Source organism: Photorhabdus kleinii, assembly GCF_025384885.1.
In the GTDB taxonomy this organism is placed as follows: Bacteria; Pseudomonadota; Gammaproteobacteria; order Enterobacterales; family Enterobacteriaceae; genus Photorhabdus; species Photorhabdus kayaii.
The window spans coordinates 88,239-107,523 of the sequence record NZ_JAJAFY010000007.1; the positions used below are offsets into that span (position 1 = coordinate 88,239).

A 19,285-nucleotide genomic window follows, 5' to 3' on the forward strand; every position below is an offset into this window, starting at 1 on the left:
CCATTATAATTATTTAACTTTTAATACTAAGCAGCGCAGACTACCACCACTCTTTAAGAATTCACTCATATCGCATTTAATGACATTATAACCATAATTATTTAATTGACGTTCAACCTCTATAGAACAATCATGCATGAGAATATCTTTACCTATTGGGATATTATTACAAACAAATAATTCCTTAGCGTCATGTTCTGATATTGAGATCCGGCGTTCAAATGTTTCAGCAATATAATTCTGGCTCTCTTTAGTAAATGCTTCTGGATAGTAAATAACCGTATCTTTGTCAATAAACGAGAATGCCAAAGCCACATGAAAGAAAGTCTTATCCTGAATATGTAGTTCACCTTTAACTTTAAGTTCTGGATAGACTTTCTGAATTGTATTTATTGCTTCTTTATCTGAGCGAGGACCATAACCAAATATGATGTCATTATCCCAATAGATAACATCTCCAAGCCCTTCAAAATAAATATCTTCATCAACACGATGTATCTCATAACCTAGATCTTCCAGATAATCGATATAGTACTGGCTTTCCCCTTGGCGTTCAGCGTGCCGGAAATTACTAGCAAGGAATTTATTATTATGCACCATGCCACAATCACCTGAGAAAGTCATATCAGGCAAACCATTAACAGGATCGATAGTGCGAATAGTGATACCACGTTCAGTCAACCGTTCATAAAGAAAATCCCATTGTTGCTGTGCCAATTCTTTATTGACTCTATTATTAGGGTCCATCCAGTCATTAATAACGTATTCAATATCATAAAAATCCGGTTTACACATTAATAATTCTTTAATCATAACTTTTGCCTCATCTTAGATTTAGCACTTTGCTTAGTATGGATATTAAATATTTTTGCAAATCCCTCTGCATCGTTTTGACTATATAAATGCCCACAATTATATATTGCTAAATTATCATCATAGATAGTCGTCTTTGAAGTACGGGAACAAACGTTGGCATATTTATAGCCTAATTCAAGCTTAATCTCACCATTGACATGTTGATTCATGCTATCAATAAAGTGGTTTAAATGAGTTAATAAGGGATCATACCAAAGCCCAGAATAAACTAATTCAACCCATTTTTTATCAATTATCTCTTTAAACCAATTTTCGTGACGATTACTACAATAACATTCTAAATCACGATGTGCGGTAATTAAGATATGTGCGGCAGGTGATTGATAAATTGCTCGTGTTTTCAAACCGACAATACCATCTTCGACAATATCAAAAATACCAATTGATAGTTTTTTACCAATCTTATTTAATATTTCAATAATTTCATATAATGATTTCTTTTCGCCGTCAATCGATATCGGTATACCATTCTCAAAACCTAATGACAAAAATATTGGCTCAGTGGCTGATAGTGCATGCTCAAATAATTTCTCTCTGGCATCTTCAGGAATTAATGTTTCCGGTTCTGCCAACGGACCACATTCGACACTTAATCCCCATATATTTTCACTAGTAGAATAAGGGTTATTACAACCAAATTCTTGAGGAATACCATACTTCATAGCATAACTATTTACGATATTTTCGTCGTATTTAAAATCTCTCAACGAAGCAATAGGTATTTTATTCAGAATTTCTATATTCATATCCATTCTGACTTGATCATTACCTCTGAATTGATGGGCAATATAATCAATATTGAGCTCATTGGCTACTTCAACTGCCGCCTCAGCAATCGCAGGACGGGAAAGTGCCGCACTGAGAAAATAACCATGTTGATAAATAGCATTCGCTTTTATCGCTTTTGTAAGGAAGTGTTCAGCATATTGTGCTCGATAATCTTTATAGATAAATTTATCAGCACCTGCAACCATGCATTCCAATTCAATATCGTCAATGTCTCTTACCTGCCCTTCATCAATATAAAGAGCAATTACCTCTCTATATTCAGATTTAAGACTTCTTATGATAAGAGGATTATAGAGGCGATTATAGTAAATCACCAAAACACGATCAGAACTCATTTAATACGCACCCCATGTTTGTAATAATTTCTTCTAATTGAGGTTCTGTTTTACTTTCCTCAACTAATTCTGAGAAATTATTTTCAAATAACCAAGTATCATTATAAATTGTGTCGATATAACGTTCTCCACTATCAGGAATAATGACAACAATATTATCTCCAGGTTTAAAATCATCCAGGCGATTTAATGCTGCGCTTACCGCGCAACCTCCCGTTCCACCAATTAAAATACCTTCATTTCTGGCTAACTTTCTTGCTACTCGGAATGCATCAATATCTGTAACTTTCAAGGTAATATCGATATTGGTACGATCCAGAATAGAAGGTATAAACGTTAGTCCTGCACCTTGTACCAAATATTTTCCTGATTCACCACCGAAAATAATTGACCCCTCTGGTTCAACACCATAAATTTGTATCTGTGGATTTTTCTCTTTCAAATAACGGGAAATTCCAGTAAGTGTTCCACAACTTCCTGCCGTCGCAAAACAAGCCGTCAAATTATTGCCAAAGGTTTCATACAACTCACGCCCCGTGGAACGATAATGCTCATCAGGATTAACCTGATTTTCAAATTGCATAGGGCTAAACGCATTCGGATAAGCTTTTATAATCTCTTTAGTTAAATCAATGCGATATTTGACAGTATCCGTTCCCGCTTCAAATTCTGGCAGGAAAATGATTTCCGCACCAAACGCTTTTATGTTATCGCGTTTCGCTGCCGGCACCATGCGATCCAAAACCGCAATAAATCGATAACCTTTAACGGCACACGCCATTGCCAGGCCAATTGCCGTATTACCCGATGATGGCTCAATCACCACCATTCCCGGTCTTAATTCTCCCTGAGCCTCAGCCCTTTCCAACATAGCAACTGCAATACGATCTTTGATACTCCCACCGGGGTTAATATTCTCCATTTTGAGAAAGACATTAATACCTTTAGTATATCTACCATTCAACATAACTACTGGAGTATTACCTATAGTTTGTAATATGCTTTTACCAAGATTCATACCAGTTTTATCCCTTATGTCTGGGTTAATATGAAGAACATATAATGATGACAAGGTATTTTTATCAACACATAAATAAATCAATTCAACATTTAATATACCTATTAATTTATTGATGAAACAATTCAATTTATCAATAACTATGGAGAATAAACTCATACCTATTAACAATAAGCGCATTCATTTGTGTTCTCACACAAGGGTTAATTAACAAAAATTATAATTATAAAATTACGCTTAAAAGTCTACTGTCAACTCTGACAGTTATATCAATAAAATCCCGTATAAATTTTTGATATTATTATTTAATAATAAGGATATATATTGATATCATTAAATATTCTTATGTGAAATCATATAAAATAAATTATCATTATAAAGACAAATAACCGAAATTATATAAAAATATATTTTTATATTATTATGAAATAATCATGCGTGTAATTAACTAGATTTAGATGTAGATATATTAAAATATTCTATAAAAAATCCACATATCACAATAGAATTAACAATACCGATATTATCTAATAATAAAAAATACGAATTCAATTATTTATAGATATTAATCTAATAATGAATAATATTTCCAATATAAAAACGCAAAATCAATAATAATAAAAACCGGCTAAAAGACAACATTACAGAAGAATAGATAAGAGAAACCATAATTCTATAAACGACAAATAAGGTAGTAAATGTAAAATAAATCAGATTAATGCTCAGTTGCTGGGCATTATCGGCAAAAACCTTATATACCCGTTATCTTTCAAGTTGCCTCTTTGTTGGCTGCACTCACCCACCCCGGTCACATCGTTATCTATGCTCCCGGGGATTCTCTCCCTTGCCGTCGCAAAGCACCTTGAAATCCATAGGGTATAGACTTACCAAGAGAATGGTAAGTTGAGGCAATAAAAAACGCCGGCATTGCCAGCGTTTTTTACTTATTAGCATCAGTTAATCAGCGATTAAGCTTCAGCAACAACGTTAACGTTCAATTTAGCGAATACATCGCTGTGTACCTGGAAGTTAACTTCGTGTTCACCAATAGTACGCAGAACACCATTAGGCAGACGCACTTCGCTCTTAGAGACTTCAACGCCCGCGGCGGTAACTGCATCAGCGATATCACGAGTACCGACAGAACCGAACAGTTTACCTTCGTCACCTGCTTTAGAAGCGATAGTAACGGAACCCAATGCATTGATTTTCTCAGCACGAGCTTCTGCTATTGCCAGAACGTTAGCCAAGTTAGCTTCCAGTTCAGCACGGCGAGCTTCGAAGAATTCGATGTTTTTCTTAGTTGCAGGAACAGCTTTGCCCTGCGGTACTAAGTAGTTACGGGCATAACCCGGTTTAACGTTAACTTGATCACCCAAGCTACCCAGGTTTGCTACTTTATCAAGCAGAATAATTTGCATTACCTTATCCTCTCAGAGTCGTTAATGGACTGTGCCGATTACTGATGACGATCAGTGTAAGGCAACAAAGACAGGTAGCGCGCGCGCTTGATAGCACGAGCGAGCTGACGCTGGTATTTTGCACGGGTGCCAGTGATACGGCTTGGTACAATTTTACCGCTCTCGGTGATGTAGTTTTTCAGCGTAGCGATGTCTTTATAATCAATCTCTTGAACGCCTTCCGCGGTGAAACGGCAGAACTTGCGACGACGGAAATAACGTGCCATTTGGCTAGTCTCCAGAATCTATCAATTCAATCTGCTCGGCATGAAGAACCAGTTTGTTAAGACCATTGCGACCTTGATGGCAACTAATGAATCCTGAAACGGTTAATCGACTGCCGACCGTTATACTGTGAGTTAAAACTTGTAACAATTGTCCGCTGGCAATAACGGGCATTCTGCACCATGCTTGCCTGCTCAGACCGGCTTCCTGTTGCTGTGAACGGTGCTCAAGCACAAACTGACAATGAGGAATGCCGGCAGGACTGACTTTTCGAATGGGGGCCTTGCACACTGTGCCAGAAAGCACCAAACGATTAGTTGTCACAGTTATTACTCTTCAGAATCCCCAGCTTCTTCAGCATCCATATTGGCGTCTTCCAGAGAGTAGTCACGGCTGCGACGTTCATCTTTGGCTTTAACCATTGGAGATGCTTCAGTTACCGCGTGCTTAACGCGCATAATCATGCTGCGGATAACGGCATCGTTGAAGCGGAAGTTAGTTTCCAGCTCATCAATCACTTCCTGCGGTGCTTCAACGTTCATCAGAACATAGTGAGCTTTGTGCAGTTTGTTGATTGGGTAAGCCAGTTGACGGCGGCCCCAGTCTTCCAGACGGTGAATCTGACCTTGCGCGTTAGTGATAGTCGCACTGTAACGCTCAATCATGCCCGGAACCTGTTCGCTTTGGTCAGGATGGACCATAAAAACGATTTCGTAATGACGCATTAGAATTGCTCCTTACGGATTATTCAGCCTCCTGTCAGGGTCAACCGCGGCCCGTGGAGGCAAGGAACTTGTTTAAGTGCGGCTGAAAAATTGACGCGTAACTATACCTACCCTACATAAAAAACTCAAGGAATGAACAATGCAAAAACACTTTTGTTCATATGTGGAATAGATGAGTTATAACGAACCGCGCTGACGCACCGCCTCAAACAGGCAAACTCCCGTGGCAACAGACACATTCAACGACGAGACAGAACCCACCATTGGGATACTAATCAATTCATCACAGTGTTCACGAGTCAGACGACGCATACCTTCCCCTTCCGCTCCCATCACCAGTGCCATAGGAACGGTTAGTTTACTCTGATACAGCGTATGGTCAGCTTCTCCTGCTGTCCCCACCACCCAGATATTGTACTCTTGCAATAAACGCAAGGTACGAGCAAGGTTGGTGACACGAATAAGTGGTACGCTTTCCGCAGCACCACATGCCACTTTCTTCGCCGTGGCATTAAGCTGAGCAGAACGATCACGTGGAATAATAACAGCATGTACACCTGCTGCATCAGCACTACGCAAACAAGCGCCCAGATTATGGGGATCTGTCACACCATCAAGCACCAACAAGAAAGGGGTTTCTGCTTGTGCCAGTAAATCTGGTAGGTCGTTTTCTTGATACTGACGCCCTGGCTTCACTTTGGCAATAATCCCCTGATGCACCGCACCTTCCGTTTGATTATCCAGCCACTGACGATTTGCCAGTTGGATAGTCATCCCGATACTTTCCAGCGCATGAATCAATGGTGTCAGGCGGCGATCTTCACGCCCTTTCAGGGTATAAACTTCGATAAAACGCTGAGGATCGCGCTCCAATAAAGCTTTAACGGCATGAATACCGTAGATAATTTCACTCATAATCTTCTTATTTTCACTGTTATACATATACAGCACTGACGAATACTGTGAGCCTCATTCGATAGGCTTTACGTACTCAGGGGGAGATTAAAATATTCAGGCTATCCTGCAACAGGATAGCCCTTTGATTATTTATCTGCGCTTTTCTTAGCCCGTTTGGCTTTGAATTTAGCGACAATTTTCTGAGTTTTGGTAGAAAACGTCTTACCCTTTTTCTTATCCCCTTTAGGCTTATCCGCAGATCGCTCTTTACAAACAGCACCATCAGGCTCAAAATGAGCTTCTTTGCGATAACCACGCCCATTTTTCTTACTGCTTTCGCGGCCAAGTTCTACTTTTCTCTCTCTATCGTGCGCTGTTTTACCTACATTCCGGGCTTTGCGGGTGGTAGAAAGCAGCTTAAAGTCAATATTACGTTCATCCATATGAACCGCTTCCACACGAATTTCAACTTCATCCCCTAACCGGAAAGTTTTACCCGAGTATTCACCAACTAAACGCTGACCGATATTATCGAAATGATAATAATCATTACTCAATGTGGAAACATGCACTAGGCCGTCAATAAACAGCTCATTCAAGCGAACAAAGAAACCAAAACCTGTCACACTCGTGATGATCCCAGTAAAAGTATTGCCCACCTGATCCTGCATAAAATCACACTTAAGCCAATCGGCGACGTCTCTCGTCGCTTCATCTGCGCGGCGCTCTGTCATGGAGCAGTGTTGGCCCAGTTGCAACATCTGTTCCATATCACTGTGCCATCCCCCAGTCGGTGTTCCACATTGCTCAACAATGCTTTCCTGTTTCGCTAACAGATATTTAATCGCCCGATGCAACACCAGATCCGGGTAACGGCGGATAGGGGAGGTAAAATGCGCATAAGAATTTAATGACAGACCGAAGTGACCCCGGTTTTCCGGATCATAAATTGCCTGTTTCATTGAACGCAGTAATAGGGTTTGCAGTAGCTCATGATCCGGGCGTTCAGCCACTTGATGCATCAGTTGCGCATAATCCTTTGGTGTTGGTTGCATGCCACCGGGCAGCGTCAATCCCAATTCGCCAAAAACCGAACGCAGGTTAACAATGCTCTCTTCTTTTGGCCGATCATGAATACGGTAAAGCACCGGCTCCCCATTTTTTTCCACGAAGCGCGCCGCAGCAATATTCGCCAGAATCATGCACTCTTCAATCAACTTATGAGCATCATTGCGAACAATCGGTTCAATTCGCTCGATACGACGTTCAGCATTAAAGATAAACTTCGCCTCTTCTGACTCAAACGAGATTGCACCACGTTGCTCACGGGCATTTTCTAATGCCTGGTACAATTCATGTAAATGCTCAATATGCTGAACCAGTGGCTTGTAGTGCTCACACAGCTCTTCATCACCCTGCAACATACGCCATACTTTGGTATATGTCAGACGGGCGTGAGAATTCATGACGGCTTCGTAAAATTTATAGGATGATAATCTCCCCTGTGCTGAAATCGTCATCTCACACACCATACAAAGGCGATCAACCTGCGGGTTCAGAGAACAGAGGCCATTAGAAAGCACCTCCGGCAACATGGGGACAACCTGAGATGGGAAGTAAACCGAGTTACTCCGGCTACGTGCTTCGGTATCTAACGCCGTTTGTGGGCGCACATAGTAACTGACATCAGCAATGGCAACCCATAAACGCCAACCACCGCTTTGCTTTCTTTCACAATAAACGGCATCATCAAAATCACGGGCATCTTCACCATCGATTGTCACCAACGGCAGAGTACGCAGATCAACACGGCCTTTTTTCGCCGATTCTGGTACCTGCTCATCCAAGGAAGCAACCTGGTTTTCCACCTGTGGCGGCCAACTGTGGGGAATTTCATGAGTACGTAGGGCAATTTCCACTGCCATGTTCGTTCCCATCTTTTCACCCAACACTTGAACAATCTTACCGATAGCTTTTGTGCGGCGCGCCGGGCGTGTAATTAACTCGACTACCACCACATTCCCCATGCGAGCACCACCGCTTTCATCTTTCGGGATCAAGATATCAAAGCTTAAACGGCTATCATCCGGCACAACAAATCCCATACCAGAATCAAGAAAATAACGGCCAACAATCTGACTGGTCTTAGGCACCAATACACGAACGATACGCGCTTCATTACGCCCTTTGCGATTCAGGGACAATGGTTGTGCCAGCACAACATCACCATGAATAGCCATTTTTAACTGCTCGGCAGAGAGATAAAAATCGTCTTTGTGACCTTCTACTCGTAGGAAACCATAACCATCTCTATGCCCAATTACAGTACCTTTCAGTAAATCCAATCTTTCCGGCAAGGCATAACATTGGCGACGAGTGAAAACTAATTGACCATCACGTTCCATAGCCCGTAAACGACGACGTAACGCTTCAATATCCTCATCGTTAATCAGATTCAGCTCTTGTGCCAGTTCCTGGCGACTTACCGGTACAGTATGTTTAGCAATAATGTCTAAGATGTACTCACGGCTTGGAATAGGTGATTCGTATTTTTCTGCTTCGCGCCCCAAAAAAGGATCTTGTGACATAGCTGTTCCTCCGTTGTCATCAGCAGGCTGTTTGCGCCATTTCTTCATTCGGTCAGAAGCAGCTTGTAAAGGGGGATATTATCTTCAATCATATCAGCTAAAGTATGCTTATCCAGTTCTTCTAAAAACTTTTCTATTGCCTGATTTAATACGACCTTCAGACGACACGCAGAAGTGATATGGCAAGATTCCTGACTACAGTTAACCAATGATAATGGCTCAAGAGCGCGAACGACATCGCCAATTCTGATATCCTTCGCTGGTTTACCTAAACGGATACCGCCGTTTTTACCACGAACAGCATCTACTAATCCTAAATGACTCAATTGGTTAATGATTTTTACCATGTGGTTACGAGAAACACCATAAATATCAGCAACTTCAGAAATACTGGTCATCCGGCTTTGCGGTAAAGAAGCCATATAAATTAGCGCGCGCAAGCCATAATCTGTAAAACTCGTTAACTGCACATCAACCTCTGGATAATAAGATATAAACTAATATATCCGAGAACAAACTGAAAAAATAAGTATTTGTTCAACTTATATACCATGAATCTACCAAAATCATGTTGATCTCCTCATCGTTAAACAAAAAAGGCCACAATAAATAGCAAAAAACCGGGCTGAAAAGCCCGGCTTCACCTGATTATAGGTACCATCAGGCATCAAACGGATCACGCAGAATGATAGTTTCTGAACGATCCGGGCCTGTAGAAATAATATCAACCGGAACGCCGGTCAGCTCTTCTACACGTTTGATATAGTTCAATGCCGCCTGAGGCAATCTTCTATGCTCTTTCACACCGAAAGTGCTTTCATTCCAACCAGGCATGGTCTCATAAATAGGCTCAATACCTTCCCAGTCATCCGCTGCCAGAGGTGTAGTTTCAATTACACTGCCATCAGGCATACGGTAACCAGTGCAGATTTTTACTTCTTTCAAGCCATCCAGCACGTCCAGTTTGGTCATACAGAAACCTGACAGTGAGTTGATCTGTACTGCACGACGGATGGCAATGATATCCAACCAACCAGTACGGCGGCTACGCCCCGTAGTCGCGCCAAACTCTTGGCCTTTTTCGCGCAAGTAACTGCCAGTTTCATCAAACAGTTCAGTTGGGAATGGACCAGCACCGACACGAGTAGAGTATGCTTTGATGATCCCCAAAACATAATCAACATAGCACGGACCTAAACCGGAACCTGTTGCAACACCACCCGCGGTAGTGTTGGAAGAGGTCACATATGGGTAAGTACCGTGGTCAATATCCAACAATGTGCCCTGTGCACCTTCGAACATAACCAATTCACCTTTCTGAGTTGCTTTATACAACAAATCAGAAACGTCGACGACCATATCCGTCAAAATATCGGCAACAGCCATGATTTCATCTAGGGTTTTCTGGTAATCAACCGCCGGTTCTTTGTAGTAGTTAACCAGTTGGAAATTGTGATATTCGATAATTTCTTTCAGCTTAACTGCGAATGCTTCCTTATCAAACAAATCACCAACACGCAGACCACGACGAGCAACTTTATCTTCATACGCAGGGCCAATACCACGACCGGTTGTACCAATTGCTTTTGCACCACGCGCTTTCTCGCGGGCATTATCTAATGCAACATGGTATGGAAGAATAAGTGGACAGGCTTCTGAAATGAGCAGGCGCTCGCGAACAGGAATACCACGGGATTCTAATGCGTTCATCTCTTTCATCAGCGCATCAGGCGCTAATACGACGCCATTTGCAATAATACTGATAACATTTTCACGCAGGATCCCTGATGGGATTAAGTGGAGAACGGTTTTTTCACCGTTGATAACCAGTGTATGACCAGCATTATGGCCCCCTTGATAACGAACAACATACTTAGCTCGTTCAGTCAGCAAGTCGACGATCTTGCCCTTGCCCTCGTCACCCCATTGGGTGCCCAATACGACAACGTTCTTACCCATTTCAAAATTCACTCGGTTGCTTAAAAATGGATTCTAACATCTCATCCCACACCTTTCAGTAATTTTTATCACATCCGTTATTTTTGTTAGCCGCCAGACATGACAAGGCCCGCCTGATGCGGGCCTTACTGAGTGATTCAAAACTCATTAGTGCTGAACTGCACGCTTTTCAGGTGCTTTCATATAGCGGAAGAAATCAGCTTCTGGGCTTAATACCAGAACATCTTTCCCGTCTTCACTAAAGCTTTTCTCGTAAGCACGTAAGCTACGGATAAAGGTATAGAAATCTGGCGCTTGACTGAATGCATCAGCAAACAGTTTAGCGGTTTCCGCATCACCAGCACCACGCAATGTAAGCGCTTCACGCTCCGCTTTTGCACGGATTTCAATAACTTGCTTATCTGCTGCTGCACGCAGCTTTTCTGCTTCTTCCAAACCTTGTGAACGATGACGACGAGCTACCGCTTCACGCTCAGCGCGCATACGCTGGTAAATCGCTTCTGAAACTTCCAGTGGTAAATTGATTTGTTTGATACGCACATCAACAACTTCAATACCCAATGCCGCCATACTGTTCGGATTGATAGCAAGCTGTTTATCTGCCGTTTCTCGCTCTACACGCGCCGCCGCTGATGCAATAGCATCATCCGCTTCAGTTGTACTCGCTGTTTCTTTATCCGTTGTACCTTTGTTCAGCGCATCACGAACATCGGTGGTCAATTGACCACGGGAATCCGTTACGATACCACGAACATCCTTACGGCCAATCTCAGAACGCAGGCGGTCACTGAATTTACGCTTTAACAATACTTCTGCTTGAGAAATATCACCATTGCCGGTCGCCAGATAATAACGGCTGAAATCATTAATCCGCCATTTCAGGTAAGAATCAACTATCAGGTCCTTATTTTCACTGGTCAAGAAACGGTCGGCTTGAATATCCATAGTCTGGATACGAGCATCCAGGGTTTTCACCGTTTCAACAAAAGGTATTTTGAAATGTAACCCCGGCTCATAAACAATCGGTTTATTTCCTGCATCGCGCAGAACCTTACCAAAACGCAGTACAATACCACGCTGTCCTTCCTGCACGATAAATAGAGAGGCATAGAGTGCAACTAATACCGCGACAATAACAACGACTAATGATTTACGCATGATTATTATCTCCCTACCCTGATAATGTCATTACGCAGATTATCTGTTCGGTTATAATTCGCTCCCCGGCCTGAATTTGAAGGCACCGTTGGACGGGTACCCCGCAGGTCGGAAGCTACCGTATTATCTGATTGCACTGTTCCCTCTTTTTTAACACCAGAAACATCACCACGTAACATTTGTTCTAATGGCAATACCAACAAATTGTTATTGTGATCATTAACAATAATTTTGCGAGTACGGCTCAATACTTTCTCCATCGTTTCAATGTACAGACGTTCACGGGTAATCTCAGGCGCCTCTTTATACCTAGGCAGCATTTTGGCAAAGCCCGCCACTTCCCCCTGTGCTTCCAAGACTACACGAGCCTTATAAGCTTTCGCCTCTTCAATGATACGTTGCGCATCACCTTTCGCACGTGGCAAGACTTCGTTCGAATAAGCCTCCGCTTCACGAATAGACTGCTGTTCATTCTCACGTGCAGCAATAACATCGTCAAAAGCAGCCTTGACTTCTTCTGGCGGACGAGCAGCCTGGAAGTTAACATCCAACAAAGTTATTCCCATGCGGTACGGAAGAATCGTCCTTTCCAACTCACGCTGAGTATCATCACGGACAATCATACGATTTGCCGTTAAGATTTTATCCATCGTATATTTACCAACAACACCACGTACCGCGCTATCTGTCGCCTGACGCAGGCTGTTATCAGGACTTGTCACGCTATAAAGATAAGCAGCAGGATCAGTCACACGATATTGCACGTTCATCTCCACGCGAACAACGCTTTCATCCGATGTCAGCATCACGCCAGAGGTTGCCAATTCACGAACAGATTCCACGTTAACTGGAACAACTTCATCAATGAATGTGGGTTTCCAGTTCAGACCTGGCTGCACAATATGGCTAAGTTTACCCAAACGGGTAACAACACCACGTTCTGTCTCTTTAATCGTATAAAAACCGCTAGCGGCCCAGATCACGACGACAACAGCAGCGACAAGGCTAACAATACGCCCGCCAAATTTTGCCCCTTGGTCAGAACCATTACCGCCCTTGTTCCCACCAAAACCCCCGAGTTTACTGCTCAGCTTACGGAACAGATCGTCGAGATCAGATGCCCCACGGTTTCGACTACTTTTGTTCCCGCCGGAATTGCCGCTTTTATTGCTGCTTCCCCACGGGTCGCGGTCTTGTCCGTTGTTCCCGGGCTGATTCCACGCCATGTTTTAGCTCCATTCTTTTATGATTGGTTTTTCAGGCCAAGAGCCTCTTATAAACAAGCCGACTCTCAATCACATAAGTTTTCTGATATTCACCTGACAGGCACATCAGACAACATAATCAAACAAATCCTGTTCTTGTTTGCATAGACGGCGCCAGTCAACAATCGGCATTCTCACTTCGATACCAACTTTACCGTCCTCTTCTATCCACTCTTTCTCTATTGCTTGCAGTTGATAGAAGCGGCTGCGTAAACGACCTGCTTCCGGAGGCAAACGCAATTCGTAGTGTGCAATTTCACCCGAAAGACGCTCCGTTAACGCTTGTAACAATAACGGGATACCTTTACCGGTTTGCGCAGACAGCCAAACTCTAACCGGTAAGTTATCTTCGTTGCGATCAATACGTGGCATGAAGCTGTCCAGCATATCAATCTTATTCATCACCAACAGTACCGGAATTTCATGCGCTTCAATTTCTTCCAGTACGCTGTCGACAGCGGCAATATTTTCGTCGATGCGGCTATCCGCAGCATCAACAATATGCAGCAACAATGTTGCTTGCCGGGTTTCCTGCAATGTTGCTTTAAATGCCGCCACCAGATCATGAGGCAAATGACGGATAAAGCCAACCGTATCAGCCAATACCACCGTACCAACATCATTAACTTCAATCCGTCGCAACGTTGGATCCAGCGTAGCAAACAATTGATCAGCTGCATAAACCTCAGCAGCCGTCATACGGTTAAACAAACTCGATTTACCGGCGTTGGTATATCCCACCAGTGAAACCGTCGGTATATCCGCTTTATTTCGCGCTTGACGCCCCTGTTCACGCTGTTTCTCAACCCGGCTCAGACGACTCAGGATCTGACGGATTTTATCCCGCAATAAACGCCGGTCCGTCTCAAGCTGCGTTTCCCCCGGCCCTCTCAAACCAATCCCACCTTTCTGACGTTCAAGGTGAGTCCATCCCCGGACAAGACGGGTAGAAAGATGACGTAGCTGCGCCAACTCTACCTGTAACTTCCCTTCGTGAGTCCGCGCCCGTTGGGCAAAAATATCCAGAATCACGCCGGTGCGGTCGATAACTCGACACTGACAGAGCCGCTCAAGATTGCGTTCCTGTGCAGGACTGAGTGCATGATTAAACAACACAACATCAGCACCACTAGCCTGTACCGCCTCAGCAATCTCTTCCGCCTTACCTTCTCCAACAAAATATTTCGGATGAGGGGCTTTCCTGCTCCCCGTGACAATTTGCACAGGAACTACACCAGCAGAAGTTACCAGTGATTCAAACTCACTGAGATTATCTGTGTCTTTATCCTGCGAGAAAAAAACATGCACCACAACGGCTTGTTCGCCGCCTTCATAACGTTCAAACAAAGGTGCGACCTCTCAGGCTGAGTAAAAAACTACAGGAAAAAACATAGGTAAAACCCCCTCCCTATGTTTTTCTTCATTCTATTACTGCTCTCAAACTTATTCAGTGCCATCACTTTCCTGTTGCGCTGCCGGAGCAGAAACACCACCAGAATGATAATTACCTACGCTCGCCCCTACACTCGTATTGCTACTGTGATGAGAAACTGGGCGGGAAGGTACAACAGTAGAGATGGCATGTTTATAAACCATCTGGCTAACCGTATTTTTCAGTAAAATGACAAACTGGTCAAAAGATTCAATCTGACCCTGCAATTTGATGCCGTTGACCAAATAAATAGAAACCGGGACCCTTTCACGCCGCAATGCGTTCAGGAACGGATCTTGCAAAGATTGCCCCTTAGCCATTCTATATTTTCCTTATTTTGTTGTTTTTAACTAAGAACCTAAAGGTTCGAAAAAATGAACTACTCAAAAATTGCGCTTTGGTACTCATCAATTGTACACAATCAATAAACCTATGCACTAACAACCTGCATAACTGTGCTTAAAGCTTGCTCTGGTTGAGAACTATCCAACCAATGAACCGACTTCCAACCTCTGAGCCAAGTTACCTGACGCTTTGCCAACTGGCGCGTCGCACAAATACCGCGATAAATCATTTCATCGTAGTCAATTTCGCCGGAAAGATAAGACCACATCTGACGATAACCGACACAACGAATAGAAGGTAAATCCACATGCAAATCACGACGAGCATAAAGTGCTTTAACTTCCTCTTCAAACCCTGATTCAAGCATTTGATGAAAACGCGCTTCAATGCGTTGATGAAGGAGTTCACGTTTTGCCGGTGCAATAGCAAATTGATGAACACGATAAGGCAGCGATTCTCCTGACAATTTAGTCAGTTCAGTGAGAGTTTTACCTGAAATAAGAAAAACTTCCAGTGCCCGAGAAAGTCTCTGTGGATCATTAGGATGAATTCTTAACGCCGCCACAGGATCAATCTTCTGTAGTTGCTGATGCAATGCATCCCATCCTTGCTTTGCCGCCTGTTGTTCTATTTGTGCCCGAATAACCGGATTAGCAGAAGGTAAAGGCGACAAACCTTCAAGTAACGCCTTGAAATAGAGCATCGTTCCTCCCACCAGCAGAGGAATACGACCAGAAGCAGTAATTTCTGCCATCTCCTTCAATGCATCGTGACAAAAATCAGCAGCAGAATAAGGTTGAGAGGGGTCCAGAATATTGATTAAACGATGAGGCGCCAACGCTTGCTCTTCGGTTGTTGGTTTGGCGGTACCAATATCCATTCCACGATAAATTAGCGCAGAATCAACGCTGATCAGCTCCACAGGAAGATGCTGGCGTAAAGCAACAGATAAAGCTGTTTTGCCTGAGGCCGTCGGACCCATAACAAAAATTGCCGTTGGTAGATGTTGAGTTTTCTGATCACTCATGAGTAAGAGATACCACCACTGCTTGTAAATCAATTAATTGTAATAACCCATCTGGTGGAGATTTTACCAGTTGTGGGCAAAGACGCTCAACATCAGCTAATAATTGCACCGCCTGAGCAACGTTCCACGTTCCATACTCACTGCCGATATGACGAGCAAGCCAGGTTACAACCTGTTCTGCCGATGCTGATGGCTGTTGTGCTAAATAACCTAGCAACTCAGGAATTAATTTAGGCAGATTTTGTTGACGTAATGGTAACGATACCGCACATAGTATCGCTTTTCCATGAGATACAGATGCTTCAATACCAAAAGAGCCCAATAAGTCACTATAACGATTTAAAGCATCAGCTTCCTCTTTACTAAGAGATAGTTTCAGCGGTATCAACAATGGCTGTGATTTCAGCCCTTGCTCTGTTGGTGTTAACTGTGCTTGTCTTAACCAGCGCTCAGCTACCGGCAAAGATAACAACCCAATTCCCAATGGAGATTCAATTAGAGCATAACATGGTGAATATATGCTCAATACCTTACCAAAACTATGATTGCTATTTTTAACCTGAACAAGAGCAGAAGTGACCTTTTCTGCCATAACCGGAGCGGTTCTTGCTGGAAACAGCTCTCTTTTTTCTTCAGGTTCAGACTGCATCAGTTTCTGATATACCTCACCCTGACGTTTCTGATAATGATCTCCATGATATTGGCGATTTTCACCACCGCGAGAGCCCCCCATATTCCCTTTACTTGACAAAACCTCTTTTGGTGATGATGTTGCCACAGATGTCGCATTGTTTTGCCGAGAAAAATGATTTCCCCCTGCTGATGGCCGGTTTTCCGGCTCCCAGGCTGGCGCAGGTTCACAGCAAGCCATATCCAGTTCGGCACCGCTTCCGCGCTGTTTCAATACGGCTGTTACACCCTGATAGATAAAATCATGTACCAAACGGGCTTGATGGAAGCGAACTTCATGCTTCGCAGGATGCACATTCACATCCACTTGATGTGGATCAACCTCCAAATATAAAACATAAGCAGGCTGTTGTTCTCCTCGAAGCAAATCTTGATAAGCCTGACGGATAGCATGATTAATTAAGCGATCACGCATCATACGCCCGTTTACATAACAATATTGAATATCGCCACTCGCCTCAGTATTCATCGGGTCAACAACCCATCCTTTAATCGATAAATCGTCGTGCTGCCAGGAAAGAGAAAGTGCCCGTTGCATAAAAGCGGTACCACAAATGGAGGCCAACCGCCGCTCATACTGCGATTCATCTTTTGCCGGCCGGTATTGGCGCACCAATTTACCGTTATGATGCAAATTGATTAATACATCCAAACGCGCCAACGCAATGCGTCTAACGACTTCATCAATATGACCAAATTCCGTTTTTTCTGTTCGCAGAAACTTGCGCCGCGCGGGGGTGTTATAAAAGAGATCCAATACTTCAACAGTACTGCCTACTGGATGTGCTGCCGGCTTTACGGTCACTGCCATATCCCGCCCTTCCGCGTAAGCTTGCCAGGCTTCATGCTGTTCTTCAGTACGGGAAGTTAATGTCAGACGCGAAACTGAGCTGATACTAGCCAGCGCCTCTCCACGGAATCCCATACTGATAATGGCTTCCAAATCATCAAGGGTAGCAATCTTACTGGTAGCATGACGAGCCAACGCTAGCGCAAGATCCTGATGGTTGATGCCACAGCCATTATCACGGACACGAATAAGTTTTACTCCACCGCGCTCAATTTCAATATCAATACGGCTAGCGCCAGCATCAAGGCTATTCTCCACCAACTCTTTTACTACTGATGCAGGGCGTTCTACGACTTCGCCAGCCGCAATTTGGTTTGCTAATTGAGGAGGTAAGATCTTGATCGCCATATTTAACCTTTACTTCTTGGCTGTTTCAGGTACAGCCTGTAATGGATTTGCTAGAAAATAGTTGCGCAACCCCCGATGGATAGCACTTGCTAGCTTATCCTGAAAATCATTGGAACCCAGTAATGTTTCTTCAGCCGAGTTACTGATAAATCCTGTTTCCACCAAAATTGAAGGAATATCTGGTGAACGTAACACACCTAAGCTAGCATGTTCTGGCGAACGTTTATGTAATAAACCGACCTTGCGCAATTCACTCAAAACCTGTACTGCAACATTATAGCCCACCCGCTGGGAGTGGCCGAATTGCAAATCCAGCACCGCCTGGCTTAGATAAGGATCAGCACCATTTGCCAAGGCATTACCTGCACCACCCAGTAACTCAGACTGTTTCTCATGCTGTTCAAGCCAATTACCCAATTCACTGTTTGCACGCTTGTTTGACAGCACCCAGACAGAAGCACCACGCGCACTGCGATTAGGAGCGGCATCCGCATGAATAGAAATCAGCATATTTGCGCTATGTTTACGTGCAACCTCAGAACGACCAGCAACAGAAATAAAATAGTCTCCATTACGGGTCAAAACGGGTTTGAACATAGGATCATTGCGTAACAATGCTTCAAGTTTGCGCGCTACACTGATAGTCACATTTTTCTCTTTCAATCCACGTTGCCCAATCGCACCGGGGTCTTGACCACCATGTCCTGCATCAATAGCGACAACTACCCGCTGACCGCCCTTAGAAGTTGCTTGCAAAGCAGCCTGTTTTGTCGTCTGCAATTTGCTGTTAGTAAGTGATAGCTTACCTGTAGCAGCTTGTGAACTCTCTCTAAAAATAGACTTGCCAGTAGATACCCCAGAGGCCCGCAGGGTAAAAATCACCCGATATTCACTATCCGATTGCTGCACTATAGAGTTGACTTTAACTTTATTATTTAGTTCAAATACAATGCGTTTTTTTTGTCGATCAGGTGCCTGGCTGGAACGGATTTTCCTCACTAAATCCTGCCCCGGTAGATTCATAGGTAAACCAACAATTTTTTCTGTTTGATGGATATCTACCACTAAACGCTCTGGCGAATGCAATGGAAAAAAACTGTAATTAGGGCGACCACCGGAAAAAACCATCGTCACTTTAGATTCATTTATGCTGTTACTGACGTGAATATTGGATAAAGTCGCCGCGGTGGCGGTTGTTACCACTAAACTGCTCATCATAATAAACAACCAGCACATTATCATAAAACTGATCTGCCATTTCTTTATCATTTTTGCGACTAAAGGACACATCATGGTCG

The 19,285-nt window shown here is 43.3% G+C and carries 18 protein-coding genes; all 18 read right to left on the reverse strand.

The genetic code is table 11. The annotated features are described in order from the left end of the window. Positions 1-9: 9 nt before the first annotated feature. Positions 10-813, reverse strand: coding sequence for a dimethylarginine dimethylaminohydrolase family protein (locus LG003_RS06415; protein ID WP_112877164.1), 804 nt, complete (start codon positions 811-813; stop codon positions 10-12). Then, positions 810-2,000 (reverse strand): argininosuccinate synthase, encoded by a 1,191-nt coding sequence (gene argG, locus LG003_RS06420; protein WP_112877163.1) that lies wholly within the window; start codon positions 1,998-2,000, stop codon positions 810-812. The genes LG003_RS06415 and argG overlap by 4 nt, the downstream gene beginning before the upstream one ends. Then, complete coding sequence (locus tag LG003_RS06425) at positions 1,990-3,189, reverse strand: PLP-dependent cysteine synthase family protein (RefSeq protein ID WP_240000756.1); 1,200 nt, start codon at positions 3,187-3,189, stop codon at positions 1,990-1,992. The genes argG and LG003_RS06425 overlap by 11 nt, the downstream gene beginning before the upstream one ends. Positions 3,190-3,986: 797 nt before the next feature. Next, entirely contained in the window at positions 3,987-4,439 is a 453-nt protein-coding gene (gene rplI / locus LG003_RS06430; protein ID WP_112877162.1) for a 50S ribosomal protein L9, read from the reverse strand. Between the two features lie 38 nt (positions 4,440-4,477). Continuing rightward, a complete protein-coding gene (gene rpsR, locus LG003_RS06435) occupies positions 4,478-4,705 on the reverse strand; it encodes a 30S ribosomal protein S18 (RefSeq protein ID WP_000135199.1) in 228 nt (75 codons plus the stop codon). Between the two features lie 4 nt (positions 4,706-4,709). Continuing rightward, the gene (priB, locus tag LG003_RS06440) at positions 4,710-5,027 is read right to left on the reverse strand and encodes a primosomal replication protein N (RefSeq protein WP_021322928.1); all 318 of its coding nucleotides are present in this window, start codon (positions 5,025-5,027) and stop codon (positions 4,710-4,712) included. A 5-nt stretch (positions 5,028-5,032) separates the two neighbouring features. Further along, a complete protein-coding gene (rpsF, locus tag LG003_RS06445) occupies positions 5,033-5,428 on the reverse strand; it encodes a 30S ribosomal protein S6 (RefSeq protein ID WP_011148646.1) in 396 nt (131 codons plus the stop codon). Between the two features lie 177 nt (positions 5,429-5,605). Beyond that, positions 5,606-6,343, reverse strand: coding sequence for a 23S rRNA (guanosine(2251)-2'-O)-methyltransferase RlmB (rlmB, locus tag LG003_RS06450; protein ID WP_112877232.1), 738 nt, complete (start codon positions 6,341-6,343; stop codon positions 5,606-5,608). 128 nt (positions 6,344-6,471) lie between these two features. Beyond that, on the reverse strand, positions 6,472-8,913 hold the full coding sequence (gene rnr / locus LG003_RS06455; protein WP_112877231.1) for a ribonuclease R: 2,442 nt from the start codon (positions 8,911-8,913) through the stop codon (positions 6,472-6,474). Positions 8,914-8,957: 44 nt separating this feature from the next. After that, positions 8,958-9,383, reverse strand: a complete 426-nt coding sequence (nsrR, locus tag LG003_RS06460) for a nitric oxide-sensing transcriptional repressor NsrR (protein WP_112877161.1) — start codon at positions 9,381-9,383, stop codon at positions 8,958-8,960. A 190-nt stretch (positions 9,384-9,573) separates the two neighbouring features. Further along, positions 9,574-10,872 carry an adenylosuccinate synthase gene (locus LG003_RS06465; RefSeq protein ID WP_112877160.1) on the reverse strand — a complete coding sequence of 433 codons (1,299 nt, stop codon included), beginning with the start codon at positions 10,870-10,872 and terminating at the stop codon, positions 9,574-9,576. A 147-nt stretch (positions 10,873-11,019) separates the two neighbouring features. Then, a complete protein-coding gene (gene hflC, locus LG003_RS06470) occupies positions 11,020-12,030 on the reverse strand; it encodes a protease modulator HflC (protein ID WP_112877159.1) in 1,011 nt (336 codons plus the stop codon). 5 nt (positions 12,031-12,035) lie between these two features. Beyond that, on the reverse strand, positions 12,036-13,256 hold the full coding sequence (hflK, locus tag LG003_RS06475; protein WP_112877158.1) for an FtsH protease activity modulator HflK: 1,221 nt from the start codon (positions 13,254-13,256) through the stop codon (positions 12,036-12,038). Positions 13,257-13,361: 105 nt separating this feature from the next. Then, a complete protein-coding gene (gene hflX / locus LG003_RS06480) occupies positions 13,362-14,642 on the reverse strand; it encodes a ribosome rescue GTPase HflX (protein ID WP_112877157.1) in 1,281 nt (426 codons plus the stop codon). Between the two features lie 96 nt (positions 14,643-14,738). Continuing rightward, complete coding sequence (gene hfq / locus LG003_RS06485; RefSeq protein ID WP_011148654.1) at positions 14,739-15,047, reverse strand: RNA chaperone Hfq; 309 nt, start codon at positions 15,045-15,047, stop codon at positions 14,739-14,741. 110 nt (positions 15,048-15,157) lie between these two features. Beyond that, the gene (gene miaA / locus LG003_RS06490; RefSeq protein ID WP_112877156.1) at positions 15,158-16,099 is read right to left on the reverse strand and encodes a tRNA (adenosine(37)-N6)-dimethylallyltransferase MiaA; all 942 of its coding nucleotides are present in this window, start codon (positions 16,097-16,099) and stop codon (positions 15,158-15,160) included. After that, positions 16,092-17,987: a DNA mismatch repair endonuclease MutL gene (mutL, locus tag LG003_RS06495; protein ID WP_112877155.1), complete on the reverse strand. Its 1,896-nt coding sequence runs from the start codon at positions 17,985-17,987 to the stop codon at positions 16,092-16,094. Before mutL ends, miaA begins: the two co-directional genes overlap by 8 nt. Positions 17,988-17,996: 9 nt before the next feature. Further along, entirely contained in the window at positions 17,997-19,280 is a 1,284-nt protein-coding gene (locus tag LG003_RS06500) for an N-acetylmuramoyl-L-alanine amidase (RefSeq protein WP_112877154.1), read from the reverse strand. Positions 19,281-19,285 lie beyond the last annotated feature (5 nt).